At 62.5% G+C, this 25,152-nt stretch carries 23 protein-coding genes; 7 read left to right on the forward strand and 16 right to left on the reverse strand.

The annotated features are described in order from the left end of the window. The first annotated feature begins 34 nt into the window (after positions 1-34). The 6 genes from hda to ACWBU6_RS27830 all read left to right on the forward strand — a co-directional run bounded on the left by hda (position 35) and on the right by ACWBU6_RS27830 (position 4,920). Positions 35-703 (forward strand): DnaA regulatory inactivator Hda, encoded by a 669-nt coding sequence (hda, locus tag ACWBU6_RS27805; protein WP_452646557.1) that lies wholly within the window; start codon positions 35-37, stop codon positions 701-703. Beyond that, complete coding sequence (locus ACWBU6_RS27810) at positions 703-1,374, forward strand: histidinol-phosphatase (RefSeq protein WP_452649626.1); 672 nt, start codon at positions 703-705, stop codon at positions 1,372-1,374. The genes hda and ACWBU6_RS27810 overlap by 1 nt, the downstream gene beginning before the upstream one ends. Beyond that, positions 1,367-2,863 (forward strand): polynucleotide adenylyltransferase PcnB, encoded by a 1,497-nt coding sequence (gene pcnB, locus ACWBU6_RS27815; RefSeq protein WP_452646558.1) that lies wholly within the window; start codon positions 1,367-1,369, stop codon positions 2,861-2,863. Before ACWBU6_RS27810 ends, pcnB begins: the two co-directional genes overlap by 8 nt. Then, positions 2,863-3,339 carry a 2-amino-4-hydroxy-6-hydroxymethyldihydropteridine diphosphokinase gene (folK, locus tag ACWBU6_RS27820; RefSeq protein ID WP_452646559.1) on the forward strand — a complete coding sequence of 159 codons (477 nt, stop codon included), beginning with the start codon at positions 2,863-2,865 and terminating at the stop codon, positions 3,337-3,339. Before pcnB ends, folK begins: the two co-directional genes overlap by 1 nt. A 194-nt stretch (positions 3,340-3,533) precedes the next feature. Continuing rightward, entirely contained in the window at positions 3,534-4,376 is an 843-nt protein-coding gene (panB, locus tag ACWBU6_RS27825) for a 3-methyl-2-oxobutanoate hydroxymethyltransferase (RefSeq protein ID WP_452646560.1), read from the forward strand. Positions 4,377-4,380: 4 nt separating this feature from the next. After that, on the forward strand, positions 4,381-4,920 hold the full coding sequence (locus ACWBU6_RS27830; RefSeq protein WP_452646561.1) for a UPF0149 family protein: 540 nt from the start codon (positions 4,381-4,383) through the stop codon (positions 4,918-4,920). Here the strand turns inward: ACWBU6_RS27830 and ACWBU6_RS27835 are convergent. Genes ACWBU6_RS27835 through ACWBU6_RS27850 form a run of 4 tightly spaced genes read right to left on the reverse strand, consistent with a single transcriptional unit; the run spans position 4,917 to position 9,979 of the window. Next, the gene (locus tag ACWBU6_RS27835; protein WP_452646562.1) at positions 4,917-6,407 is read right to left on the reverse strand and encodes an aldehyde dehydrogenase; all 1,491 of its coding nucleotides are present in this window, start codon (positions 6,405-6,407) and stop codon (positions 4,917-4,919) included. The two genes, ACWBU6_RS27830 and ACWBU6_RS27835, sit on opposite strands and share 4 nt — an antisense overlap. 3 nt (positions 6,408-6,410) lie before the next feature. After that, entirely contained in the window at positions 6,411-7,793 is a 1,383-nt protein-coding gene (locus ACWBU6_RS27840) for an aspartate aminotransferase family protein (protein WP_452646563.1), read from the reverse strand. A gap of 10 nt (positions 7,794-7,803) precedes the next feature. Beyond that, complete coding sequence (locus ACWBU6_RS27845; RefSeq protein WP_452646564.1) at positions 7,804-9,174, reverse strand: glutamine synthetase family protein; 1,371 nt, start codon at positions 9,172-9,174, stop codon at positions 7,804-7,806. Between the two features lie 49 nt (positions 9,175-9,223). Beyond that, on the reverse strand, positions 9,224-9,979 hold the full coding sequence (locus ACWBU6_RS27850) for a gamma-glutamyl-gamma-aminobutyrate hydrolase family protein (RefSeq protein WP_452646565.1): 756 nt from the start codon (positions 9,977-9,979) through the stop codon (positions 9,224-9,226). Positions 9,980-10,093: 114 nt separating this feature from the next. Here ACWBU6_RS27850 and gabD point away from each other — a divergent pair, with 114 nt between their 5' ends. Continuing rightward, on the forward strand, positions 10,094-11,548 hold the full coding sequence (gene gabD, locus ACWBU6_RS27855) for an NADP-dependent succinate-semialdehyde dehydrogenase (RefSeq protein ID WP_452646566.1): 1,455 nt from the start codon (positions 10,094-10,096) through the stop codon (positions 11,546-11,548). A gap of 37 nt (positions 11,549-11,585) precedes the next feature. On the opposite strand, the gene ACWBU6_RS27860 is transcribed toward gabD, so the two are convergent. From ACWBU6_RS27860 to ACWBU6_RS27915, 12 genes are all read right to left on the reverse strand, one after another. Next, complete coding sequence (locus tag ACWBU6_RS27860; RefSeq protein WP_452646567.1) at positions 11,586-12,152, reverse strand: hypothetical protein; 567 nt, start codon at positions 12,150-12,152, stop codon at positions 11,586-11,588. Between the two features lie 127 nt (positions 12,153-12,279). Further along, positions 12,280-12,450: a hypothetical protein gene (locus tag ACWBU6_RS27865; protein WP_452646568.1), complete on the reverse strand. Its 171-nt coding sequence runs from the start codon at positions 12,448-12,450 to the stop codon at positions 12,280-12,282. Positions 12,451-12,688: 238 nt separating this feature from the next. Then, positions 12,689-13,135 carry a hypothetical protein gene (locus ACWBU6_RS27870; RefSeq protein ID WP_452646569.1) on the reverse strand — a complete coding sequence of 149 codons (447 nt, stop codon included), beginning with the start codon at positions 13,133-13,135 and terminating at the stop codon, positions 12,689-12,691. A gap of 80 nt (positions 13,136-13,215) precedes the next feature. Continuing rightward, a complete protein-coding gene (locus tag ACWBU6_RS27875; protein WP_452646570.1) occupies positions 13,216-13,584 on the reverse strand; it encodes an Imm10 family immunity protein in 369 nt (122 codons plus the stop codon). Between the two features lie 7 nt (positions 13,585-13,591). After that, positions 13,592-14,962 (reverse strand): glutamine synthetase family protein, encoded by a 1,371-nt coding sequence (locus ACWBU6_RS27880; RefSeq protein WP_452646571.1) that lies wholly within the window; start codon positions 14,960-14,962, stop codon positions 13,592-13,594. Between the two features lie 36 nt (positions 14,963-14,998). After that, positions 14,999-17,707: a molybdopterin-dependent oxidoreductase gene (locus ACWBU6_RS27885; RefSeq protein ID WP_452646572.1), complete on the reverse strand. Its 2,709-nt coding sequence runs from the start codon at positions 17,705-17,707 to the stop codon at positions 14,999-15,001. A gap of 4 nt (positions 17,708-17,711) precedes the next feature. Beyond that, complete coding sequence (locus ACWBU6_RS27890) at positions 17,712-18,926, reverse strand: NAD(P)/FAD-dependent oxidoreductase (RefSeq protein ID WP_452646573.1); 1,215 nt, start codon at positions 18,924-18,926, stop codon at positions 17,712-17,714. Next, entirely contained in the window at positions 18,923-19,273 is a 351-nt protein-coding gene (nirD, locus tag ACWBU6_RS27895) for a nitrite reductase small subunit NirD (protein WP_452646574.1), read from the reverse strand. Before nirD ends, ACWBU6_RS27890 begins: the two co-directional genes overlap by 4 nt. An 11-nt stretch (positions 19,274-19,284) precedes the next feature. Further along, positions 19,285-21,804, reverse strand: coding sequence for a nitrite reductase large subunit NirB (gene nirB, locus ACWBU6_RS27900; RefSeq protein ID WP_452646575.1), 2,520 nt, complete (start codon positions 21,802-21,804; stop codon positions 19,285-19,287). Beyond that, positions 21,801-23,102 carry an MFS transporter gene (locus ACWBU6_RS27905; RefSeq protein WP_452646576.1) on the reverse strand — a complete coding sequence of 434 codons (1,302 nt, stop codon included), beginning with the start codon at positions 23,100-23,102 and terminating at the stop codon, positions 21,801-21,803. The genes nirB and ACWBU6_RS27905 overlap by 4 nt, the downstream gene beginning before the upstream one ends. A 263-nt stretch (positions 23,103-23,365) precedes the next feature. Beyond that, entirely contained in the window at positions 23,366-23,995 is a 630-nt protein-coding gene (locus ACWBU6_RS27910) for a methyl-accepting chemotaxis protein (protein WP_452646577.1), read from the reverse strand. Positions 23,996-24,008: 13 nt separating this feature from the next. Then, positions 24,009-25,133 carry a CmpA/NrtA family ABC transporter substrate-binding protein gene (locus ACWBU6_RS27915; protein ID WP_452646578.1) on the reverse strand — a complete coding sequence of 375 codons (1,125 nt, stop codon included), beginning with the start codon at positions 25,131-25,133 and terminating at the stop codon, positions 24,009-24,011. Between the last annotated feature and the right edge of the window lie 19 nt (positions 25,134-25,152).

The raw sequence follows: 25,152 nt of genomic DNA on the forward strand, positions 1-25,152 counted from the left end.
TTAGCAAAAATTCCACAAAGCCGGGACAAGTCCAATGAAACAACTGGTGCTTGACCTGGGTGCGGAGCCGGTGTGCACCCTCGAGTCCTTCGAGGTGGGCCGCAATGCCGAGGTGGCGGCGCTGATGCGCCAGTTCGCCGAACGCAGCTCCCGCGAGCATTTCGCCTACCTGTGGGGGGAAATTGGCGCAGGCAAGTCGCACCTGCTGAAGGCGCTCGCCTCGAGCGAACGCGCCCGCTATATTTCGCCGTTTTCGATTGAAACCGAGTTCCTGTATTCGCCGGACGTGGACCTGTACCTGCTGGACGACTGCGAAAAGCTGTCGCCGGTGGCCCAGATCGATGCCTTTGCCCTGTTCAACGAGATCCGCGCCAACAATGCCTTCATGGTGAGCGCGGGCTCGGTCGCCCCGGCCGTGCTGCCGGTGCGCGAGGACCTGCGCACGCGCATGGGCTGGGGCCTGGTGTACCAGATCCACGGCCTGACCGACGAGGAAAAGCTTGCAACACTGACGCAGATGGCGGAAGCGCGCGGTTTGACCCTCTCGCCCGGTGTGCTACCTTACCTGCTGTCGCACTTCCAGCGCGACATGGTATCGCTGTCCTCGATGCTCGACTCGCTCGACCAGTATTCCCTGGAAACCAAACGCCCGATCACCCTGCCCCTGCTGCGCGAATGGCTGCAGGAGGAAGCGAAAGAATGATGAAACTCGCCCTGTTCGACCTTGACCACACCCTGCTGCCGATCGATTCCGATTTCGAGTGGGGCCAGTTCCTGTGCCGTATAGGCGCTGTCGACGCTATCGAATTCAAGCGCCGCAACGAGGAATTCTTCGCCCAGTACCAGGCGGGCACACTGGACCCGGTGGAATACCTGGAATTTTCGCTCGGAACCCTGGCGGCCTTCGAGCCTGAGCAACTGGCCGCACTGCAGCAGCAGTACATGACCGAAGTGGTGATGCCGAACATCCTGCCGCCTGCCCGCAAGCTGCTGCAGCAGCACCTCGACGCGGGCGACCTGGTAGCGATCGTGACGGCGACCAATCACTTCGTGGTGGCGCCGATTGCACAGGCTTTCGGCGTCGAGCATGTGATTGCCGCGATGCCGGAGCGCGATGCCGCCGGCCGCATCACCGGCAAGCTGCTCGGCACTCCCACCCAGGGCGAAGGCAAGATCGTGCACACCAAGGCATGGCTTGAGAAAATGGGACATACGCTGGACAGCTTCGAAAGCGTCCATTTCTACAGCGATTCCCACAACGACCTGCCGCTGCTGTCGATCGTCAGCCATCCGATTGCGACCAACCCGAACGCCAAGCTGTCCGAGCACGCGACCGCGCAAGGCTGGCCACTAATTCACCTGTTCAATGATTAAGAAATTCATCCGCAAGATCCTGGGCGTCAAGAACGCGAGACCCCGCAACGAACCGCTCGTGCTGGGCGCCAAGGACCATGGCATCGACCCGCGCATGGTGTCGAACAATGCGATCCGCGTTACCAGCACGCTGCAGGAAGCCGGCTTTGAAGCCTTCGTAGTCGGCGGCGCCGTGCGCGATCTGCTGCTGGGCGTTAAACCAAAGGACTTTGACGTCGCCACCAACGCCACGCCGGAACAGGTCAAGCGCCTGTTCCGCCGCGCCTTCATCATCGGCCGCCGCTTCCAGATCGTGCACGTGATGTTCGGCCAGGACCTGCTGGAGGTGACCACCTTCCGCGGCACCGCCACCGACAATGCGCCGAAGGACGAGCATGGCCGCGTGCTGCGCGATAACACCTTCGGTTCGCAGGCGGAAGACGCGGAGCGCCGCGACTTCACCATCAACGCCATGTACTACAACCCTGCCACGCAGGAGGTGCTGGACTACCACGGCGGCATCGAGGATATCCGCGCCAAAACGCTGCGCATCATCGGCCAGCCGGAAGCGCGCTATCGCGAAGACCCGGTGCGCATGCTGCGCGTGGTGCGCTTTGCCGCCAAGCTGAAATTCTCCATCGAACGCTCCACCGCCGAGCCGATCGGCGTGATGGCGCCCCTGATCGACAACGTGCCCGCGGCGCGCGTGTTCGACGAAATGCTCAAGCTGCTGACTTCCGGCCAGGCCCTGGCATGCCTGCAGCAGCTGCGCAAGGAAGGCTTGCACCATGGCCTGCTGCCGATGCTGGACGTGGTGCTGGAACAGCCAATGGGCACCAAGTTCGTGACGCTGGCGCTGGATTCCACCGACAAGCGCGTGATGGCCGGCAAGACCGTGTCGCCGGGCTTCCTGTTCGCCTCCCTGCTGTGGCACCAGGTGCTGGAGAAGTGGCAGGCCTACCAGGCGGCTGGCGAATTCCCGATTCCTGCGCTGCACCTGGCGGCCGATGAAGTGCTGGAGTCGCAGACCGAGAAGCTGGCGATCCAGCGCAAGATCGGTTCCGACATGCGCGATATCTGGGCCATGCAGCCGCGCTTCGAGCGCCGCAATGGCAAGAACCCATACAAGCTGCTGGAACACCTGCGCTTCCGCGCCGGCTATGACTTCCTGCTGCTGCGCTGTGCTTCCGGCGAGATCGAGCGCGAGCTGGGCGACTGGTGGACTGCCTTCTACGAAGGCGACGAGACTATCCGCGCCGAACTGGTGTCGGCCGCGTCGTCCGGCGGCGGCAAGAAGAAGAAACCTGCTGCACGCCGCAGCCGCGCCGCCTCGCTCGACGACGCTCCGGCCGACGCACCAACTGACGCCGACGAAGGCGACGAGTCGGATGACGATGAGTTCCTGAATCCGCGCCCTGAGGGCGAGGCGCCGGCGCGCAAGCGCCGCCGCCGTCCGCGCCGTGGCCGCCGCAGCGGCGGTGCCGGCAACGCGCCGGCCGGCGAAGCTTGATGCCGGTTACCGCCTTCGTCGGCATCGGCGCCAATCTCGGCGACGCGCGCGCCAATGTGCTGGATGCCGTCGAGCGCCTGCGCAAGCTGCCGGGCGTTTCGCTGGAGGCGGTGTCTTCGCTGTATCGCACCGCGCCGATCGATTCTTCGGGCGACGACTACATCAATGCCGTTGTGCGACTGGGCACCGACTTGGCCGCACAGGCTTTGCTTATGGGGCTGTTCGACATCGAGCAAGCCCATGGCCGCGAACGGCCTTATTTCAACGCCCCGCGCACGCTGGACCTCGACCTGTTGCTGTACGGTGATGAGCGGATCTCCACTGCCACGCTGACTGTGCCGCACCCGCGCATGCATCAGCGGGCGTTTGTTCTGATGCCTTTGCTCGAGCTGGCGCCGGATGTTGTGCTGCCGGGGCTGGGACCTGCCGCCGATTTCGCGCCTTCCGTTTCTGAGCAAGGTATCGTCCGCCTTTAAAACCGGTAAACCAGGGTCAGACCTCCGACGGCCTTAGGGTCTCCCCCGCGGCGGCTGAGCTGACGGGGTCTGACCCTGCGGATCAGACCCCGGTTTACCGGTTTGAAGGACCTCTCTAAGTCTCAGCCCCGCCCCCCCCTGTGCACTTCATTTTCCGCAGTTAGAATAGCGTTTTACGAATTTAAGGACATACCATGTCTGGCAACCTGCAAAACCCTTACCCGGCGCCTGCGCGTGCCGTCCCTACCAAGGCGGTCACCATCCCTTCGATTAACGCCCTGAAGGCAGCCGGCGAGAAGATCACCATGCTGACCTGCTACGACGCCAGCTTCGCCTCCCTCATGGACGGCTGCGGCGTGGAAGTCCTGCTGATCGGCGATTCGCTGGGCATGGTGTGCAACGGCCACCAGTCCACCCTGCCGGTAACCGTGCAGGAAATCGCCTATCACACTGCCGCGGTAGCACGCGGCGCGAAGAATGCCCTGATCCTGGCCGACATGCCTTTCGGCTCCTACGCCACGCCCGAAGCAGCATTCAACAATGCAGTGCAACTGATCCAGGCCGGCGCGCACATGGTGAAGATTGAAGGCGGCGCCTGGGTTGCTGAAACCGTGCGCTTCCTGGTGGAGCGCTCGATCCCTGTCTGCGCGCACCTGGGCCTGACCCCGCAGTCCGTGCACACGCTGGGCGGCTACAAGGTGCAGGGCAAGACCATCGAGAGCGCCGAGCTGCTCAAGCAGGATGCACTCAAGCTGCAGGCTGCCGGTGCAGCCATGGTGGTGCTGGAGGCGATTCCTACCGCGCTGGGCAAGGAAGTCACCGACATGCTGTCGATGCCGACCATCGGCATTGGTGCCGGTCCTGATTGCTCGGGCCAGGTGCTGGTCATGCATGACATGCTGGGCGTGTTCCCAGGCCGCAAGGCGCGCTTCGTGAAGAACTTCATGGAAGGCCAGGTGTCGATTCAGGCTGCAGTGTCGGCGTATATCGACGCCGTCAAAGGCGGCACCTTCCCGGCAATTGAACACTGCTTCTGAAGCGATGAGCACACCGCTTGACGACGACGAGTACGACCGGCTCGATGACCTGCTGGCGGCAATGGGCCCGCAGAGCATGGACGTCGCCAAGCTGGAAGGTTTCCTGACGGCGCTGGTGGTCGGTCCGGCCGAGGTGGCGCAGGAGGCATGGCTGACCGAAGCCTGGGGCGGCGCGGCCGGCAGCGAGGAAGCTGCCGCGCTGGCCGTGCGCCATTACAATTACATGCGTTTATGGATGCAGAAGGACCCGGGCAGCTTTGAGCCGATCTATGAATGCGGCGGCAGCTGGACGGCGGAGGCGTGGTGCGACGGCTTCATGGCCGGCGTCGCCATCGCAGCCGATGCCTGGGCGCCGCTGCGCGCGCAGCAGCCCGCATTACTGCTGCCTTTCCAGGCGCCGCTGAACGCCGCCAAGGTGCCGCAGGCCGTCATCCGGATCAACGAATTCTTCCACTCGCCCCAGCCGAAAGTGGCCAAGGCCGGCCGCAACGATCCCTGCCCTTGCGGCAGCGGCAAGAAATTCAAGAAGTGCTGCGGCGCCTAGATCTGGATCCAGGTCGTTTTCAGTTCGGTGTACTTGTCGAAGGCGTGCAGCGATTTGTCGCGTCCATTGCCTGACTGTTTGTAGCCGCCGAAGGGCACCGTGATATCGTCGCCATCGTACTGGTTGACGTGCACTGTGCCTGCCCTCAGCGCACGCGAAGTGCGGATCGCCTTCGAGATGTCCGACGTCCATACCGCTGCGTGCAAACCATACGGCGTATCGTTCGCCTGCTTCACGGCTTCGTCGAGATCCCTGAACGACAGCACCGACAGCACCGGCCCGAAAATTTCCTCCCTTGCGATCTTCATCGTGTTCTGCACGCCGTCGAACAAGGTCGGCTCCACGTAGAAGCCACCAGTTTCCTTGCGCACTGCATTGCCGCCGGCGAGCAGTTTCGCGCCCTCGTCGCGGCCCGCTTCGATATAGCCCATTACGGTCTTCATCTGGATCGAATCGACAATCGCACCCATGACGGTCTTTTCGTCGAGCGGGTCGCCCGGCGCATACGAAGGCACCATCGCGAGCGCCTTTTCGAGGAATTTGTCCTTGATGGACTCCTCCACGAACAGGCGTGAGGGCGCGTTGCAGCTTTCGCCCTGGTTGAAATAGATCGAGCCAACCGCCGCGGCGACGGCGGCGTCGAGATCGGGACAATCGGCGCAGACGATATTGGCGGACTTGCCGCCCAGCTCCGTCCACGCCCGCTTCAGGTTCGACTGGCCTGCCATCTGGATTATCTGCTTGCCGGTGCGGGTGGAACCGGTGAAGCCGATGCAATCGACATCCATGTGCATGGCCAGCGCGGCTCCCGCCTCGTTGCCGTAACCGGGCAGCACGTTGAACACGCCCGGCGGAATGCCTGCCTCCACTGCCAGCTCCGCCAACCGCAGCGCCGACAGCGGCGACTTCTCGGATGGCTTGAGCACCACACTGTTGCCGGCCGCCAGCGCGGGCGCGATCTTCCATGCCGCCATCAGCAGCGGGTAGTTCCACGGCACGATGGCTGCCACCACGCCGACCGGTTCGCGCGTGATCAGGGCCAGGGAATTGCCCGGGGTTGGCGCGATCTCGCCGTACACCTTGTCGATTGCCTCGCCGTACCAGCGGATGCAATTGGCAGCGAGCGAGACGTCGACCACCTGGCTGTACTTGATCGGCTTGCCCATGTCGAGGGTTTCCAGCAGCGCGAGTTCGTCCTTGTTCTGCATCATCAAGTCTGCGAGCCTGACCAGCACACGCTTGCGCTGTGCCGGCGCCTGCCCCGCCCAACGTCCGCTTTCAAAGGCGCGGCGAGCCACGGCAACCGCCTGGTCGACGTCAGCCGCGTCGCAGCGCGCTGTCTGCGACAGGTAACGGCCATCGATGGGAGAGAGGTTGTCGAACTTGCGCTCAGCGCGTGCCCAGGTGCGTTCGCCGTTGACGAACGCGCGCCCGTCGAGTGTCAGCATCTTTGCACGTTCGTGCCAATTGATCGCTTCTTTTGTCATGGCTTACATCCATCCTCTCTGCTGCAAGTCCACATGTGTATCGTCAAGGCAGCTCCGGATCAGGGCCACCATCTCGTCTATCTGGTCGCGCGCCATCACCAGCGGCGGAGCAATGATCATGCGGTCGCCCACAGCGCGCATGATCATGCCGTTGTTGAACATATAGCCGCGGCACACCATGCCGACTTCGAGTTTTGGATCGAAGTATTCGTGGCCATGGATGGCCGGGCCCTTGCGCCGCACAAGATTAAGGCCAGCCACGAAACCGCAGCTATTGGCATAGCCGACCAGCGGATGGTCGCCCAGCGTGGCGAAGCGTTGCGCCAGGTAAGGGCCTGTGTCCTCCGCCACGCGCTGAACCAGCTTTTCATCCTCGATGATGCGAATCGTCTCCAGTGCCGCCGCACAGGCGACGGGATGGCCGGAGTACGTGAAGCCGTGCGTGAATTCGCCGCCCTGCCCGATCAGCACCTCCGCCACGCGCTCTCCAACCAGCACGCCGCCAAGCGGAATATAGCCCGAGGTGACACCCTTGGCGAACGTGATCAGGTCCGGCCTGAAGTCGAAGTATTCGCAGGCGAACATGCGGCCGGTGCGGCCAAATCCGGTGATGACTTCATCCGCTATCAGGAGAATGCCGTATTTGTCGCAGATGCGCTGGATCTCCGGCCAGTAAGTGCGCGGCGGGATGACCACGCCACCCGCACCCTGGATTGGCTCGCCGATAAAGGCCGCGACTTTCTCCGGGCCGACATCCAGGATTTTCCGCTCAAGCCACGACGCAGCTTCGATGCCGAATTCATCCTCCGACATGCCGCGCCCGGATTCGAGGTAGTTCGGCTGGCGGATGTGCGCGATGCCGGGAATCGGCAAGCCGCCCTGCGCATGCATGCCTTCCATGCCGCCCAATGACGCTCCCGCCATGGTGCTGCCGTGATATGCGTTGAAGCGGCTGATGATGGTGTGCCGGTGCGGCTGGCCCTTCAAGTCCCAGTAGCGGCGTACCATGCGCACATTGGTGTCGTTCGCCTCCGAACCGGAGCCGGTGAAGAACACATGCCTGAAGCCCGCAGGCGCAATTTCGGCCAGCTTGGCGGCCAGCGTCACAGCGGGCACATTGGTCGTGTTGAAGAAACTGTTATAGAAAGGCAGCGTCTCCATCTGGTCGAACACCGCTTTCGAAATACTATGCCGCCCGTAGCCGACGTTCACACACCACAAGCCGGACATGCCGTCCAATATCTTCTTGCCTTCCGAATCCCACAAGTAGATGCCTTCGCCACGCACCATCACACGCACGCCACGTTCACCGAGCGCCTTGTGGTCGGTGAAGGGGTGCAGGTAATGCGCGTGATCGCGCGCCTGGATGGTTTTGGTATCGTCCATGATCGCCTCCTCATACATGCAGCAGCAGGTGCTCGCGCTCCCACGGGCTGATGACGGTCATGAACTCCTGGTGCTCCAGGTCCTTGATGGCGGCATAAACATCGATGAAGCGCTCGCCCAGCACGAAGCGCAGCTTGTCTTCTCCGCGCAGTATCTTCAGCGCTTCCGGCAAGCCTTGCGGCAGCTCGTACTTCATTTCGTAGGCGCTGCCGGTGGTTGGTGCAGTCGGTTCGAGCATCTCCGTCATGCCGAGGTAACCGCAAGCCAGCGTCACGGCAAGCGCCAGGTAAGGATTGGCGTCGGCGCCGATGATACGGTTTTCCACGCGCCGGTCCTGCACGCCCGATTCCGGCACGCGGAAGCCGACGGTGCGGTTATCCATGCCCCACTGGATGTTGATCGGCGCGGCCGTGTGGCGCACCAGGCGGCGGTACGAATTCACATAGGGCGCCACGATCGCCAATGCGCTCGGCATATAGCGCTGCAGGCCGCCGATGTAGGCCTTGAACAGTTGCGACGGCGAACCATCCTGGTTGCTGAAGATGTTCCAGCCGCTGCGCGCATCGACCACGCTCTGGTGGATATGCATCGCCGATCCGGGCTCTCCCGCCATCGGCTTGGCCATGAAGGTGGCGTACATGTGGTGCTTCAGTGCCGCTTCGCGCAGGGTGCGCTTGAAGAAGAACACCTTGTCGGCCAGGCCAAGCGGCTCGCCGTGAAGGAAGTTGATCTCCATCTGGCCGGCGCCGATCTCATGGATCAGCGTGTCGACATCAAGACCCATCATGTCGCAGTAATCGTAGATGTCTTCGAACAGCGGATCGAACTCGTTCACGGCGTCGATGCTGTACACCTGCCGGCTGGTCTCGGCGCGGCCGCTGCGGCCAATGGGCGCCTTCAACGGCAGGTCGGGATCGGAATTCTTGTCCGTGAGGTAGAACTCCAACTCCGGTGCAACGACGGGCTTCCAGCCCTTATCCTCGAACAGCTTCAAAACGCGGCGCAGCACTGAGCGCGGGGCGAAATCGACCAGCCGGCCATCGCTGAAATAGCAGTCGTGGATCACTTGCGCCGTCGGATCGGCTGCCCACGGCACCATGGTGATGGTGGTAGGGTCGGCCTTCAGGATCATGTCGCGGTCGGTGCTGGAAATGGCGCGATCATAGGCATCATCCTCGGTCGGATAATTGCCGGTGACGGTCATGCCCAGCACAGCTTCAGGAATGCGCATGCCGCGCTCCTGAGTGAACTTGCCGCGCGGGAGAATTTTCCCGCGTGCGACGCCGGTCAGGTCAGGCACCAGGCACTCGATTTCGGTGACTCGCTTTTCATTGAGCCACTCGTCCATGTCGGTATAACTGAAATTTTCGCGGATTGCCATAGCTTCCTCTCAGGTAGTTTAGAAAACAGCACTACTGAAGGAAAGCCACCTAAGGAATGCGATCCCTATGCACGCGGCATGCAAGGCCGAATGCGCTGAACATGCGCATGGAGTCGCGGTTTTCTTCGACGCGCCACTCCGGGTGCCACTGCACCGCCAGCGCAAAAGCCGAAGAACCCGTGACGGAATATGCCTCGATCAGGCCATCGTCGGAACGCGCCTCGACATGCAGGCCCGGCGCCAGGCGATCGATGCCCTGCCCATGAAGCGAGTTCACTTGTATTTCGCTAGCGCCATCGAGGATATGCGCCAGCAAGCCGCCCTTTTCAAGCCTGATGCGGTGGGCCGCCGCGTACTGCTGCTCCAGCGGCTGGGCCTTGTCTTCCCGATGATCGAAGTAGCCTGGCACGGTGTGTACGGCCTGGTGCAGCGTGCCGCCCAGCGCCACATTCACTTCCTGGAATCCGCGGCAAATGGCCAGTATCGGGATACCACGCACCAGTGCGGCACGGATCAAGGGCAAGGTCGTCGCATCGCGCGCGGGATCTTCCGGCAGCGATGGATCGAGCGTTTCCTGCCCGTACAGGCTGGCCTGCAGATTGGAGGCCGCACCGGTCAGCATAAGGCCATTGGCGATGCCGAGCAGGCTTTCAATATCGCTATTGTCGCCCAGTGGAGGGACCAACAACGGCTGGCAGCGCGCTCCCACAGCCACCGCATCAACATATTTGTTATGAGCGGCGTAGCTGGGATGGGAGCCTTTATTCTGACTGCAGGCGGGGACCAGTACGATGGGGCGGCGCATGTTTAGTTTTTCGGTAACTATCAGTGTGCAGTTTGATCTTATTCCCAATTTTGGAATGTGGCAACCGTATAGTGTGATACCCGGTATACTGGATTTTTGCTTTGGAGGTGAATCATGCTGACCCTGAAAGATCCCAGCCTTCTGCGCCAACAGTGTTTTATCGCTGGCCAATGGTGCGATGCCGACGGGGGCGCAACCATCAGCGTCACCAATCCCGCTACCGGCGAAACGCTCGGCAGCGTGCCGAAGATGGGTGCGGCCGAAACGCGCCGCGCCATCGAGGCTGCCAATGCGGCGTGGCCAGAATGGCGCAGGACACCGGCCAAAACGCGCGCTGCCATCCTGCGTAAATGGAATGACCTGATCCTCGCCAATGCCGACGACCTGGCCGCGCTGATGACGGCGGAGCAAGGCAAGCCGCTGGCCGAATCCAAAGGCGAAATCGCCTATGCCGCATCCTTCATTGAATGGTTTGGCGAAGAGGCCAAGCGCGTTGCCGGTGAAACCCTTGCCTCCCCATGGCCGGACAAGCGCGTGGTTGTAACGCGTGAGCCGATTGGCGTCAGCGCAGCGATCACGCCATGGAACTTCCCTGCCGCGATGATTACGCGTAAAGCCGGGCCGGCGCTGGCAGCCGGCTGTCCGATGGTGGTCAAGCCGGCGGAACTCACGCCCTTCTCCGCATTGGCCCTGGCAGTGCTGGCGGAACGCGCAGGCGTACCCGCAGGAGTGTTCAGCGTGATCACGGGTTCCTCGCGCGAAATTGGCGGCGAGATGACCTCCAACCCCATTGTACGCAAACTGAGTTTTACCGGATCGACTGCGGTCGGTCGCCTGCTGATGGAACAATGCGCGCCAACGATCAAGAAGCTGTCGCTGGAACTGGGTGGCAATGCACCGTTCATCGTGTTCGACGACGCGGACCTGGACGCAGCGGTGGAAGGCGCTATCGCCTCCAAATACCGCAATGCTGGCCAGACTTGCGTGTGCGCGAACCGCATCTATGTGCAGGACGCCGTGTACGATTCGTTCGCATCGAAGCTGGTCGAAGCAGTACGCAAGCTCAAAGTCGGCAACGGCGCCGACGAAGGCGTGACGCAAGGCCCGCTGATCGAAGAGAAGGCTGTCGCAAAAGTGGAAGAGCATATCGCCGATGCGCTCGGCAAGGGCGCGCGCCTGCTGTTAGGCGGTAAGCGGCACGAACTGGGCCACAGCTTCTTCCAGCCCACCGTGCTGGCGGACGTCGGCGCCGACATGCTGGTGGCGCGTGAAGAAACCTTTGGCCCTTTGGCGCCGCTGTTCCGCTTCAAAACCGACGAGCAAGCCGTGGCGCTGGCCAACGATACGGAGTTCGGCCTGGCGGCCTATTTCTACTCCCGCGATATCGGCCGCATCTGGCGTGTGGCGGAAGGACTGGAGAGCGGAATGGTGGGCGTGAACACGGGGCTGATCTCGACCGAGGTCGCGCCGTTCGGTGGCGTCAAGCAATCGGGCCTCGGGCGCGAAGGCTCGACGCATGGCATCGACGATTACCTCACCATCAAATATATCTGCATGGGTGGCATTTAGCGTTCCACTTTCGCCGGCTAGCCAGTTCCGACTCACCTCACGTTGCCCACGCAACGCATTGAAGGAGTTCCTGAACTGCAGCCTCCGCCTCTGTGCCAGTTTCTGCAAGGGTTGTGCTGCGCACCTTGAACGTTCTCGTTTCCAGGAAAGCGATCAGCAACTGAGAGCTGAGCTTACTGCGACCTTCAGCCATGGAGCCGGTGAACTCAAACGTGATTAGCGTTGCATCGTGCTTTTTCCCATTGGATTCCAGATTGATTGAACGGCGATTGACAATGTGTGCATCTTTATACGCGTTCAAAATCTGGGATTCCTCTGCCTGTAGCTGAGCGGAAGAATCCTTCGTGCGTGGATAGAAGAACAGGGTGACAGCATTTTGCAGCGTGCTGCCGAAACTCTGGTATGTAACAGAGTAGTTGGCAAGCGCTGGTGCGTAGGACCTGACGGTGCTGCGGCGATAACCGGCACATTCCGCAGGAAACTTTTCCCAGTGCGCGAAGTCGGCTATTTCGACAGGATAGCTTGTATGGTCCTGACCTGATGCAGTCAGTGAAGCGGTGGCAAAGCCAACACAAATTACTAATGAGAGAACACGTTGAAACATGTAGATCTTTCTTCTTATTACAGTTAGAGCTGAACCGATTGCTGCCACTCCCTCCAAACCCTGCAGCGTTGGAGAACGTCGGGGCCTTCACTCAGCGCAGCCATAATCTCAGGCGCACTTTCGCCCCCTACCGTTCCCTAAGCAGTTTGGCCATTGCCAAGCGCGAGGAACTGTTGGCCTTGTCTTCTGCCAGCACGGCTTTCGCGGCGAACTGTTCATTCGGGGAGAACAGATGCTGGTAGTGCTTCCCAACATACCTTGTGAGTTCGAATTCCTCGTCGTACTTACTGGTGACCATCTCTTTCGATTCCAGATCGCTTTCGCGCTAGCGCTGTGGTCACGTCAAAGCTTCCCCCTACGCTTAAGGTGGATGCCTCATTGTGCAAGGCATAAGCTAAATGAGCTGCAACGCGAACATCAAGTGGCGCATCGTTTTTGCTACCCAGGTAGGAGCTCAGCAGCAATCGGATCTCGCAAAGAGCATTCGCTATAAGTTCCACTTGAGCAGTATCGGTTCCCATTCATGCCTTTTCACATTATGCGTTTTCAGATAGCCCGGCCTGCGCTCCCGCTAGCCACGCACTCCAATATGATCGGCTGGCGGTGGAAAGGTCGTCAAACGATACCTCTTCACCCGTGTCCAGGTAGACTGACGCGCCTTCATATGCAATGGAAAGAGAGCCCATTACGCAGTTCACAACCACGCGGCTCGCATACTCTTCAACACTTACGATCTCGGGCGCCAGCGCGACGATCTCACGAAATCCCGCAACCGGCGCTGAGTCATATTCGCAGTACGTAAGTTCGCTGCACTTGGTCAGTTCGATTTTGAAGCCCCTCCCGTCGCCGGGAAACTGTTGGCGCAGGTATTGAATGGAGATTTCGACCGAAATATCGCCCGGGACTTCCCCACGTATGGCATCGATTCCACCATCGTGCAGTAGTCGCCAGAACTGAAATTCCATGTCGATGACGCGATACACGCAGCTTTGAAAAAGGCAATATACCATGGCGTTGGCTATCGTTCTCCAAACCGCGAACCTGGGCCGCCGACATCAGTACCCTAAACCACTTCTACTCGTCCATGCTCAACGATGTGAGCCAACGCCTCGGACATCGATGCCAACGCGGGTTTGCTCAGTGTGAACGAGACGACAATCTCCGCCATGCCGATTCGCTGCGCGCCCGTGGAGGACAGGCGGAATCGCACCGCGTCGCGCAGTATCTGAACTCGTTCAATGCCACCGTAACAGGACCTCGACTGGTCCTCAAATTCAATGTAATGGACGTTCAGGCCATGCTGTCCAGCCACATTATCCACATCGCGTTGGATAAGAAGGTAGTTCTCCTGCGATGAATCGGCAAAACCGACTGTCCAGATGCCATCTACTGGCTTGGAGGAAATTTCGGAGGCAAAAAAGTTGAAGTTCATGGCTGGCCTATACGTGAAGAAGGAGATGCTCGCGCTCCCAAGGGCTGATTACGCGCATGAATTCCTGGTGCTCCAGATCTTTCACAGCGGCGTAGACATCAATGAAGCGTTCGCCCAGCACCTGATGCAGCTTCTCTTCTGCCCGAAGCGCGCGCAACGCTTCAGGCAGGCCCTGCGGCAATTCGTATTTCAGCTCGTAGGCGCTACCCGTAGTTGGCGCGGTAGGCTCGACCTGCTCATTCATGCCGAGGTAGCCGCAAGCCAGCGTGACGGCGAGCGCGAGATAAGGATTCGCGTCGGCACCAATGATGCGGTTCTCTATTCGCCGGTCCTGCACGCCGGACTCGGGAATACGGAAGCCTACGGTGCGATTGTCCGTTCCCCACTGGATGTTGATCGGCGCGGCAGTGTGCCGTACCAGGCGGCGGTAAGAGTTCACATAGGGCGCGGCGATTGCCAGCGCGGCGGGCATGTAGCGCTGCAAGCCGCCGATGTAGAACTTGAACAGTTGTGACGGTGCGCCATCGGCGTCGCTGAAGATATTCTTACGCGTGCGACAATCGAGCACACTCTGGTGCACATGCATGGCCGATCCCGGCTCGCCAGCCATCGGCTTGGCCATGAAGGTGGCATACATGTGGTGCTTGATAGCCGCTTCGCGCAAGGTGCGCTTGAAGTAGAACACATTGTCGGCAAGGCCCAGTGGTTCGCCGTGCAGGAAATTGATCTCCATTTGCCCTGCGCCAATCTCGTGGATCAGCGTGTCGACGTCAAGGCCCATCATGTCGCAGTAGTCGTAGATGTCTTCAAACAGCGGGTCGAATTCGTTGACGGCATCGATGCTGTAGACCTGGCGGCTGGTTTCGGCGCGGCCGCTGCGGCCGATGGGGGCTCTCAGCGGCAGGTCTGGATCGGAATTCTTGTCGGTCAGGTAGAACTCGAGTTCAGGCGCGACGATGGGGCACCAGCCCTTGTCTTCATATAGCTTGAGTACGCGGCGGAGCACTGAACGCGGGGCGAAGTCGACCAGGCGTCCGTCGGCGAAGTAGCAATCGTGGATGACTTGGGCGGTGGGGTCGGTGGCCCAGGGCACCATGGTGATGGTGGTGGGATCGGCCTTCAGCACCATGTCGCGATCGGTGGGCGAGATGGCGCGGTCGTAGGCGGCATCGTCTTGCGGCGAATTGCCGGTCACCGTCATGCCGAGCACCGCTTCCGGGATGCGCATGCCCCGCACTTCGGTGAATTTAGCCCTCGGCAGTATCTTGCCGCGCGCTACGCCGGTCAGGTCCGGCACCAGACATTCAATCTCCGTGACTCGTTTATCGTTGAGCCACTCATCCATGTCCGTGTAGGTAAAGTTGTCACGGATCGCCATGATTCGCTCCCATGACAACTCTACCACAGGCAGTTTTTACGCGGTTTCCTCCACCCGGATCTCACTCAGCAGTTTCTTCAGTTCAGGCACGCAGGAGCCGCAATTGCCGCCGGCTTTGACGCAGGCCGTGACCTGGGCCGGCGTAGTCAGGTTCTGCTCGCGGATAGCCTCGCAGATGGTGTTGCGGCCGACGCCGAAGCAGGAGCAGACCGTTGGTCCGGCGTCCGCGCCGGCGGCGATCGGGCGGCCGGCCAGCAGCGCTGCGCGGTCGGCCATTTCCAGCTGCGGTTTATCGAACAGGCTGGCCAGCCATTGGCGGGCTGGCAGGTCCGGCCTTGCCGAGATGAAGATGCATTGTGCGATACGGTCGTCCACCAGGTGCACGGCGCGGAAGACGCCGGAACTGCGGTCGGCGTATTCGAGCCAGTCGGCATCTTCGTCCTGGATGCCAAGCAGCTGGCGCGCCCAGGCGCCAAAGTCCTCGATGGCATTGCGCCCGGCCAGCTCGTAGCGCTGGAAGTCTTTGCCTTGCACCTTGGTCCAATATGCCAGTGCGTCGAGTTCCAGCGCATCGCGGCTCAGGATGAAGCCGTGCCATTTGACCGGGAAGCGGTCGATGAACACCGGCGTGTGCTTGAATTCGGGCTCGCCGGAGACCGGATCGACGACCGGATTGACTACGGCGCCGACACGGGCGTCGGAGGCGGTCTGGTTGTTCCAGTGGATCGGCACGAAGGCGCTGCCGCGCGCTATGCCGCCGCCGTGCTGGACGCGAGCGATCATGCTGCCCCATTGGCTGGTGACTCGCGCCAGTTCGCCTTCCTTCACGCCGCACAGCAGGGCGTCCTGCGGGTGCAGGTCGATGAAGGATTCGGGGATATGATCGGCCAGCTTTGGTGCGCGGCCGGTGCGGGTCATCGTATGCCAGTGGTCGCGCACGCGGCCGGTGTTCAGGGTGATCGGATATTCGCCGTCGGGCAGGTTGGCGGGGGGGCGCGGCACGGTGGCGACGAAACGCGCGCGTCGGTCGGCGTGCGAGAAGCGGCCATCGGCAAATGGGCGTGCCGGAGCCGCCAAGGCGTCGCCGGGCCGTACGGCAGGCGCAGGCCCGGCCGGCGCGGGCCATTGCGTCGGCTGGAGTGCGTCGTAGGCCGATTCGCCCAGCGTGGCGAGGGCGCCGATGTCGAAGGCGCGCGACAGGTCGCCCGGGCTGTTACGCCAGGCTGAGAGGCGGGCGTGCTCGGTGAAGATCTCAGCGGCACTGCCATAGCCGAAACCGTCGTAGCCCATGCGCAGCGCGAACTGCGACAGGATCAGCCAGTCCGCCCTCGCCTCACCCGGCGCGGGCAGGAAGGCGCGCTGGCGCGAGATGCGACGCTCGGAGTTGGTAACGGTGCCATCCTTCTCTCCCCATGCCAGCGCGGGCAGCAGGACATCGGCGTAGGCATTGGTGTCGGTGTCGCGCACCACGTCGGATACGACCACCAGTTCACAGCGCTCGAGGGCGCGGCGCACCTGGTCGGCATTCGGCAGGCTGACTACGGGATTGGTGGCGATCACCCACACGGCCTTCACTTTGCCGGCCTCGATGGCTTGGAACAGGTCAACTGCCTTCAGGCCGGGACGCGAGGCGATGCGCGGCGATTCCCAGAACGTCTGCACTGCGTCGCGGTGCGCGGCATTATCCAGGTCCATGTGGGCGGCCAGCATATTGGCCAGGCCGCCCACCTCGCGACCGCCCATCGCGTTCGGCTGCCCGGTGATGGAGAACGGGCCCATGCCCTGCTTGCCGATGCGACCGCCGATCAGGTGGCAATTGATGATGCTGTTGACCTTGTCGGTACCGGCGCTGGACTGGTTGACGCCCATCGAGAAACCGGTAATCACTTTCGCGGTGGCGGCGAAGGATTCGTAGAATTCCATCAGGTCATGCAGGTTCAGGCGGCAGGCACGCGCCACTTCTTCCGGCGCCAGCGTGGCCACCGCCAAGGCATCTTCGAGGCCGCTGGTATGGGCGGCGACAAAGCCAGGGTCGACGGCACCGATGCGGGACAGGTAGCTGAGCAGGCCGTTGAACAGCCAGACATCGGTGCCGGGTTTGATTGGCAGGTGCAGGTCGGCCAGCTCGCAGGTGGCAGTACGGCGCGGGTCGACCACCACGATCTTCATGCCGGGACGCGCTTCCTTCGCACGCGTCAGGCGCTGGAACAGGATGGGGTGGCACCAGGCCAGGTTGGAGCCCACCAGCACCACCATGTCGGCATGGTCGATGTCGTCGTAGTTCACCGGCACCACGTCTTCGCCGAAGGCGCGCTTGTGGCCGGCCACTGCCGACGACATGCACAGGCGCGAGTTGGTGTCTATATTGGCGCTGCCGATATAGCCCTTCACCAGCTTGTTGGCGACGTAATAGTCCTCAGTCAACAATTGCCCGGAAACGTAGAAGGCCACTGCATCGGGTCCGTGTTCGTCGATGACGGCGCGCCATTTTCCGGCAACGTGGTCCAGTGCTTCGCCCCATGCCACGCGCTGCAGCGATCCGTCGCCGCGGCGTTCGCGCATCATCGGATACAGCAGGCGGCCTTCCAGGCCGATTGTCTCCCCCAGCGCGGAACCTTTGACGCACAAGCGCCCCTGGTTGGCGGGGTGCGCGGCGTCGCCGGCAATATCGAATCCGCCATCCGTACGCGGCGTCGCCGTGACACCGCAACCCACACCGCAATAGGCGCACGTCGTCTTAATCATGAATTCACGCAGCCTGCGCGCAAAGCGCCTGCCCAAACAAGAGATGGTTTCGCATCGACGAAATGTCGGTGCGGTTCTGGATCAGTTCGAAGTACCAGGGGCCGTCCTGCACGTCGCCATACAGCACGGCTCCGGTGATGCGGCCGCCGTCCAGGACCAGGCGCTTGTAAACGCCACGGCGCGGATCGCGCAGCACCAGGTCTTCGCTGCCTTCGCCGCCAATGAAATCGCCAACCGAATACAGGTCGACGCCGGTCACCTTGAGGCGGGTCGGCGTAACTTGCTGCACGTAGCGGCGATGTCCGTTTCCTGCCAGGTGGGCGGCGCAGACACGCGCCTGCTCCCAGATCGGCGCCACCAGTCCGAATGTGGCGCGGCGGTGCTGCACGCACTCGCCCACAGCGTAGATGCGCGGGTCGAAGCTTTGCAGGGTGTCGTCCACCACAATGGCGCGCTCGCAATGGAGGCCGCTGCGCTTGGCCAGTTCGATGTTCGGACGCACGCCGGCGGTCATCACCACCAGGTCGGCCGGGATTTCGCTGCCGTCGGCAAAGCGTACGGCGGTCACGCGGCCGCTGCCGACGATCTCGCTGGTCTGTGCTTCCATGCGAAAGGCCAGGCCTTTGGCTTCCAGCGCCTTTTGCAGCAGCTGCGCCGCGGGCTTGTCCAGTTGCTGGTTCATCAGCGCGTCGGTCACGTGTACGACGGTGACCTGCATCCCCTGTCGCTGCAGGCCGTTGGCGGCCTCCAGGCCGAGCAGGCCGCCGCCGATCACCACGGCGTGGCGGTGGTTGCCTGCCGCTTCCAGCATCGATTCCACGTCCTGGATGTCGCGGAAAGCCAGTACGCCCGGCAGTTCGTGGCCGGGCACGGGAATGATGAAGGGGCGCGAACCGGTGGCCAGCAGCAGGCGGTCGTAGCGCACCTCCAGGCCGGAGCGGGCGCGCACCAGGCGGCGCTTGCGGTCGATGTATTCCACAGGGTCGCCGGCGTGCAGGGTGATGCGGTTCTGTTCGTACCACTCGCGCGTGTTCAGCATGATGTCGTCGACCGTCTTCTCGCCCGCCAGCACCGGCGACAGCAGGATGCGGTTGTAATTGCCGTGCGGCTCGGCGCCGAAGACGGTAATGTCGTACATGTCCGGCACAAGCTTGAGCAGCTCCTCGACGGTGCGCATGCCGGCCATGCCGTTGCCGACAACGACCAGGGCGGGCTTCATGCCCCGACCCAGACCTTTCCGCCTTCGATGCGGGCCGGCCAGGTAGGCACGGAGTGTTCCGGCACTTCCAGGCATTCGCCGGTTTGCAGGTCGAAGTGGTGCTTGTAGATCGGCGAGGCGACCACCAGGCGTTCGCCCAGGTTGCCGACCAGGCCGCGCGACAGGACGGAAGCATCAGAGTTCGGATCATAGTTGCCGATTGCGAACACGCGCGGCTCGCTGCCGTCGTTCAGATGGAACACGGCAACCTGCTGTCCCTGCAGCAGGGCGCAGACGCCGGTGTTCGGCACGATCTGGTCGACATCGCAAATGGCGGTCCAGGCGGAGGCGGATTGGTCACGATGCATGGCTGGTCTCCTTATGCGATGGCTTTGATTGGGATGCGCTTGCGTTCTTCCAGGGTAGCCGGGCGGATCTGGCCGCGTTCTTCCATGAAGACCACATTGCTGTCGGCTTCCGGGCTGTTGACGAAGTGGCGGAAGCGGGCGCGCGTTTCAGGATTGTTCACCGCTTCCTTCCACTCGCAGGCGTAGGTATCGACCACCCGCTGCATGTCTTCTTCCATCTCGGCGTTGATGCCAAGCTTGTCCTGGATGATCACGTCCTTCAGGTAATCCAGACCGCCTTCCAGGTTTTCACGCCAGGTACTGGTGCGCTGCAGGCGGTCCGCGGTGCGGCTGTAGAACATCAGGAAGCGGTCGATGTAGGCCACCAGGGTAGCCTTGTCCAGGTCGGAAGCCAGCAGCTCCGCATGGCGCGGCTTCATGCCGCCGTTGCCGCATACGTACAGGTTCCAGCCTTTTTCGGTGGCGATGATGCCGACATCCTTGCCCTGCGCTTCGGCGCACTCGCGGGTGCAGCCGGATACGCCGAACTTGATCTTGTGCGGGGTACGCAGGCCTTTGTAGCGGTTTTCCAGTTCGATCGCCAGGCCGACGGAATCGTCGACGCCGTAGCGGCACCAGGTGGAGCCGACGCAGGATTTAACGGTGCGCAGCGACTTGCCGTAGGCGTGACCGGTCTCGAAACCGGCGGCGATCAGCTCTTCCCAGATCAGCGGCAGCTGTTCGACGCGCGCGCCAAACAGGTCGACGCGCTGGCCGCCGGTGATCTTGGTGTACAGGCCGTACTTCCTGGCGACCTGGCCGACGGCGATCAGGCCTTCCGGTGTCACCTCGCCGCCCGGCATGCGCGGCACCACCGAGTAGGTGCCGTCCTTCTGGATATTGCCCAGAAAGTAGTCGTTCGAATCCTGCAGGCTGGCGTGTTCCTTCTTCAGCACGAAGTCGTTCCAGCAGGTGGCAAAGATGCTCGCCGCCAGCGGCTTGCAGATGTCGCAGCCCAGGCCCTTGCCATGGCGCGCGACCAGGTCTTCGAAAGTTTTGATCTGGCCGACGCGGATCAGGTGGAACAGTTCCTGGCGTGAATGCGGGAAGTGTTCGCAGACGTGGTTGTTCACGTCCATGCCCAGCTTCTTCATCTCCGCTTTCATGATCTGCGTTACCAGCGGTACGCAGCCGCCGCAGGAGGTGCCGGCGCCGCAGCATTTCTTGATGGCGCCGATGCTGGTGGCGCCGCCGGCGACGGCGTCGCAGATGGCGCCTTTCGATACGTCGTTACAGGAGCAGATCTGGGCCCCGGCGGGCAGGGCATCCACGCCAAGGCCTGGCTTGGCAGCACCATCCGATTGCGGCAGGATCAGGAACTCCGGTGCTTCCGGCAGTTCGATCTTGTTCAGCATCATCTGCAGCAGGGTGCCATATTCACCGGCATCGCCCACCATCACGCCGCCCAGCAGGTATTTGCCGCAGTCCGATACCACGATCTTCTTGTACACCTGCTTGCGCTCGTCGGTGAACTGATAGCTGCGCGCGCCTTCCGCCCTGGCGTGCGGGTCGCCGATGCTGGCCACGTCCACGCCCATCAGCTTCAGCTTGGTGCTCATGTCGGCGCCCGTGAACTCAGCCGTAGTGTCGCCGCCGATATGGCGCGCCGCTACGCGGGCCATGTCGTAGCCCGGCGCCACCAGGCCGAAGACCTGGCCGTTCCATAGCGCGCATTCGCCGATGGCGTAGACGTCCGGGTCGCTGGTCTGGCAGTGATTGTTGATGGCGATGCCGCCGCGTGGGCCGACTTCCAGCCCGCATTCGCGTGCCAGGTAGTCGCGCGGGCGGATGCCGGCGGAGAACACGATCATGTCGGTGTCGAGCGAGGTGCCGTCGGAGAACAGCATGCGGTGGGTGCCGCTTTCACCTGCCACGATGGCAGTGGTGTTCTTGCCGGTGTGGACCGTCACGCCCAGATCTTCGATCTTCCGGCGCAGCACACGGCCGCCGCCATCGTCGACCTGCACCGCCATCAGGCGCGGCGCGAATTCGACGACGTGGGTTTCCAGGCCCATGTCCTTCAGCGCCTTGGCGCATTCCAGGCCGAGCAGGCCGCCGCCGATCACCACGCCGGTTTTCGAACGTGCGCCGCATTCCTGCATGGCTTCCAGGTCTTCGATAGTGCGGTAAACGAAGCAGTCCTTGCGGTCCTTGCCATCGATCTGCGGCACGAACGGGAAGGAGCCGGTGGCGATCACCAGCTTGTCATAGGCCAGCACTTCGCCGCCGTTGGTGCTGACGGTGCGCAGGGCACGGTCGATCGCAACGGCGCGGCCGTTCAGCTTGAGCACCATATCTTCGCGGTCGAAGAAGCCCGGCTCCACCAGGGACAGTTCGTCGGCACTCTTGCCGCTGAAGAATTCGGACAAGTGCACACGGTCGTACGCCGGGCGCGGTTCTTCGCACAGGATGGTGACGTCGGCGCCGCCCGCTGGCAGGGACTTCAGGAACTGGTGGCCAACCATGCCGTGGCCGATGACGACGATCTTCATGCTACCGCTCCTGCAATTGCGTTTTCTTTGACGGTGGTTTCGCTGAACCGTGCGCCCAGTGCGCACAGGGCGGAGATGGCGACCAGTACGCCGAGGATCCACAGGGTCTGCTGGGTGTTGCCGACGCCCTTCAGCAGGAAGCCTGCTGCCACAGCGCCCACATTGCCGCCGGCGCCAATGATGCCTGCCACGCCGCCCAGGGCGCGCTTGTCGACGAAAGGCACCAGAGCATACGTTGCGCCGCAAGCCATGTGGGTGAACAGGCCGAACACCAGCATCGAGATCACGGCGAACAGCACGCTGTCGGCCTTGGAGAAGAACAGCAGGCCGATGCCCTCACCCAGCATCATTGCGAACAGCAGGGTGACGCGGCTATTCAGGCTGCCGCGGATCGCGGCCTTGTCGGACAGCCAGCCGCCCAGCGCACGGGCAAACAGCGCCAATAGGCCGAAGCTGCCGGCGGCCATGCCAGCCTGCGCCAGCGACAGCTTGAAGGTGTCGACATAGTAGATGGCGGCAATATTGTGAATGAAGATCTCCACGCCGAAACAGGCGCCGTAGGTGACGAACAGCATCCACACGCGGTAGTTGCGGGCGGCCAGCTTGAAGCTTTCCCAGCCGCCCTTCTTGCCGCCCTCCAGTGCAACGCCGGCGGCGCGCAGGTCGGCGTAGTTGCCGTCCGGGCAGTCCTGGGTAAAACGGTAGTAGACGAAGGCCATGACCAGCATCAGCACACCCGGCACCACCAGGGCCGCGCGCCAGCCCATGGCTTCGCCGACACCCAGCATGATCATGGCGGCCATGATCATCGGCATGGTCGACTGCACTACGCCGCCGCCCGCATTGCCCCAGCCGGCAGCCGCAGCGTTGGCGGTGCCGACCACGTTCGGCGCGAACATGACGGAGGTGTGGTACTGGGTAATCACGAAGCTGGCGCCGACCGCGCCGATCAGGAGGCGGAAGAACAGGAAGCTCTCATAGGTCTGCGCCGCAGCCACGCCCAGCACCGGGATGGCGCCCAGCAGCAGCAGGCCGGTATACGCCTTGCGCGGGCCGTAGCGGTCGCACAGCGGACCGATAACCAGGCGCACGATGATGGTGATCGCCACCGCGGCGATATTGATGTTGGCAATCTGCGCCGGGGTCAGGCCGAATTCGCCTTTAATTACGGGCATCAATGGTGCGCAGGCGAACCACGCGAAGAAGCAGATGAAGAAGGCCATCCAGGTGAGGTGGAAGGCACGCATCTGCGGCGTTGAGAAAGAAAACAGATTGATGCTGGTCGCTTTGCTGGCCATGTTTTTGTCCCTGAAAACAAAAAGGCGTCCGCACAGCCGCTGCCATCGAAGGCAGCGCTGCGCGGACGCCGTTGTCCGGTTTTGCCGATCCTCCGTTAGACCGACCCTTGACCTATGCGTTGCAAGAGCTGTGCCAGCTGCTTTGCAGGGGAAAAGCGCTGGTCAGCGCCATGAGCATGCGGGTTTTCGCCATCTGGCGGTGCAAAGCGCCCAACAATGGTGCACCGCAATAGAGCACGCCACGGTGCATAGGCGTGCGTGACTCAGGCGTTGGCCGCCTGCAGCGCGGCCTTGACCATGTCGTCGATTTCCGTCGTAATGTTCGACAGCAGGCCGGCCACCACGGCGAATTCACGGCCCGCATGGCCGGCCCGGGCCGCCACCACGCGGGCGTTGAAGGTGACCATCTTGGCCTGGCGGGCAATGGTTTCGATTTCCGTAATCACGCTGCGCAATTGCTTCTTCATCAGGACGGCGTGCTGCTTGGACTGTTCTTCATAGATGGCGGTGATCTGGTTCAGTACTGCCAGCACGGGCGTCGCAGCGGCCACCAACTGCTCCAGCGCTGGGCCGGACTTGCCGCTGTCGAGCGCCCGCTGGGCCAGGTCGATGAAGGCCGCGATCTGGCGCGCACCGTCGACGCGGCCGTGGTAGGCCTGTTCCAACTGCGGGCAGAAAATTCCCGGCAGGGTGTCGCTGCCATAAAGCAGGATTTGGTGGGCGTCGCGGAACAGCTGGAGCGCTTCGCGCGCAATGGCCGCCGCGCCTTCCTGCCCCTGCGCAGCCAGCACGGCGTATAGCACCAGCCTTTGCGATGTGAAGCGGCGGCGGCCGGACAGGTTGATCAGTGCCCCGAAGACTTCGCCTGACAAGGGTTTGGCCGCTTCCTGCATGGATACTCCTTCGCTACATGTGAATGTCGAAAGATCCGGCGTAGCGCTCAGGGTCCCTGCCATCCCAGGTGGTGCCGTCCATGAACACCGAACTACGCAGGGTGCCGGCGGGGATTGGCGTCTCCGTGATTTCAGCCGCTTCCTTATATAGGGCGACCTGGTGAACCTTGAGCGCCACGCCCAGGTAGTCGGGCGCGGCCTTGAGCAAGCCCCAGCGCCGTTGCTGGGTCATGAACCACATGCCGTCCGACAGGTAAGGGAAGTTGGCTGCGCCTTCCTGGTGGAAGCGCATGCTGTGGGCGTCTTCCCAGTTGCGGCCCATGCCGTCTTCGTAGTGTCCCAGGATGCGCTGCCAGATCACGTCCTTGCCGGTGTTGACGTATTGGACCGCCGAGATGATCTCAGCCATCGCCATACGGTTGGCGGAACTGGCGTCGATCCAGCGGCTCGCCTCCAGCACGGCGGCAATCAGTGCGCGGGCAGTGTTGGGATGGCGGCGTACGAAATCGGCGGTAGTGGCCAGCACCTTTTCCGGATGGTCGGGCCAGATCTGCTGGCTGGTGGCGATGGTCACGCCTACGCCGTCCATCACGGCGCGGTGGTTCCATGGTTCGCCGGCGCAGAAGCCGTCCATATGGCCGGCCGCCAGGTTGCTCGCCATTTGCGACGGCGGCACGGTCAGCACGCGCGCTTCGCGCAGCGGATGCACGCCGTGCGCCGCCAGCCAATAGTACAGCCACATGGCGTGGGTGCCGGTCGGGAAAGTCTGAGCCCAGCGCAGCTCGCGCTCGTGCGACAGGGCGGCCACCGCGGCGCCATCGCGCACGCCCTCTTCCACCAGGCGGCGCGACAGGGTGATGGCCTGGCCGTTGCGATTCAAGTTCATCAGGATTGCCATGTCGCGCCGCGCCGAACCCACGCCCAGATGGGTTGCATAGACAAGCCCGTACAGCGCATGGGCGGCATCGAGTTCGCCGGTCAGCAACTTGTCGCGCACGCCGGCCCACGAGGTTTCCTTGCTCAATACGATACGGATGCCATGCTTGCGGTCCAGCCCAAGCACGGACGCCATCACCAGCGACGCGCAATCGGTCAGCGGGTTGAAGCCAATCCTGACGATGTCTTTTTCAATCTGCATACTTCACTCCTGCCGGTGG

This window comes from Pseudoduganella sp. HUAS MS19 (assembly GCF_053615455.1).

Bases quoted from the DNA above. Each gene is read 5' to 3' on its own strand.
- ACWBU6_RS27885 (WP_452646572.1), bottom strand. From the start codon at position 17,707: ATGATTAAGACGACGTGCGCCTATTGCGGTGTGGGTTGCGGTGTCACG.
- ACWBU6_RS27845 (WP_452646564.1), bottom strand. From the start codon at position 9,174: ATGGCAATCCGCGAAAATTTCAGTTATACCGACATGGACGAGTGGCTC.
- ACWBU6_RS27865 (WP_452646568.1), bottom strand. From the start codon at position 12,450: ATGGTCACCAGTAAGTACGACGAGGAATTCGAACTCACAAGGTATGTT.
- ACWBU6_RS27890 (WP_452646573.1), bottom strand. From the start codon at position 18,926: ATGAAGCCCGCCCTGGTCGTTGTCGGCAACGGCATGGCCGGCATGCGC.
- ACWBU6_RS27875 (WP_452646570.1), bottom strand. From the start codon at position 13,584: ATGAACTTCAACTTTTTTGCCTCCGAAATTTCCTCCAAGCCAGTAGAT.
- nirD (WP_452646574.1), bottom strand. From the start codon at position 19,273: ATGCATCGTGACCAATCCGCCTCCGCCTGGACCGCCATTTGCGATGTC.
- ACWBU6_RS27915 (WP_452646578.1), bottom strand. From the start codon at position 25,133: ATGCAGATTGAAAAAGACATCGTCAGGATTGGCTTCAACCCGCTGACC.
- ACWBU6_RS27830 (WP_452646561.1), top strand. From the start codon at position 4,381: ATGAGCACACCGCTTGACGACGACGAGTACGACCGGCTCGATGACCTG.
- hda (WP_452646557.1), top strand. From the start codon at position 35: ATGAAACAACTGGTGCTTGACCTGGGTGCGGAGCCGGTGTGCACCCTC.
- folK (WP_452646559.1), top strand. From the start codon at position 2,863: ATGCCGGTTACCGCCTTCGTCGGCATCGGCGCCAATCTCGGCGACGCG.
- ACWBU6_RS27910 (WP_452646577.1), bottom strand. From the start codon at position 23,995: ATGCAGGAAGCGGCCAAACCCTTGTCAGGCGAAGTCTTCGGGGCACTG.
- ACWBU6_RS27860 (WP_452646567.1), bottom strand. From the start codon at position 12,152: ATGTTTCAACGTGTTCTCTCATTAGTAATTTGTGTTGGCTTTGCCACC.
- nirB (WP_452646575.1), bottom strand. From the start codon at position 21,804: ATGAAGATCGTCGTCATCGGCCACGGCATGGTTGGCCACCAGTTCCTG.
- ACWBU6_RS27835 (WP_452646562.1), bottom strand. From the start codon at position 6,407: ATGACAAAAGAAGCGATCAATTGGCACGAACGTGCAAAGATGCTGACA.
- ACWBU6_RS27880 (WP_452646571.1), bottom strand. From the start codon at position 14,962: ATGGCGATCCGTGACAACTTTACCTACACGGACATGGATGAGTGGCTC.
- pcnB (WP_452646558.1), top strand. From the start codon at position 1,367: ATGATTAAGAAATTCATCCGCAAGATCCTGGGCGTCAAGAACGCGAGA.
- panB (WP_452646560.1), top strand. From the start codon at position 3,534: ATGTCTGGCAACCTGCAAAACCCTTACCCGGCGCCTGCGCGTGCCGTC.
- ACWBU6_RS27810 (WP_452649626.1), top strand. From the start codon at position 703: ATGAAACTCGCCCTGTTCGACCTTGACCACACCCTGCTGCCGATCGAT.
- ACWBU6_RS27840 (WP_452646563.1), bottom strand. From the start codon at position 7,793: ATGGACGATACCAAAACCATCCAGGCGCGCGATCACGCGCATTACCTG.
- gabD (WP_452646566.1), top strand. From the start codon at position 10,094: ATGCTGACCCTGAAAGATCCCAGCCTTCTGCGCCAACAGTGTTTTATC.
- ACWBU6_RS27905 (WP_452646576.1), bottom strand. From the start codon at position 23,102: ATGGCCAGCAAAGCGACCAGCATCAATCTGTTTTCTTTCTCAACGCCG.
- ACWBU6_RS27850 (WP_452646565.1), bottom strand. From the start codon at position 9,979: ATGCGCCGCCCCATCGTACTGGTCCCCGCCTGCAGTCAGAATAAAGGC.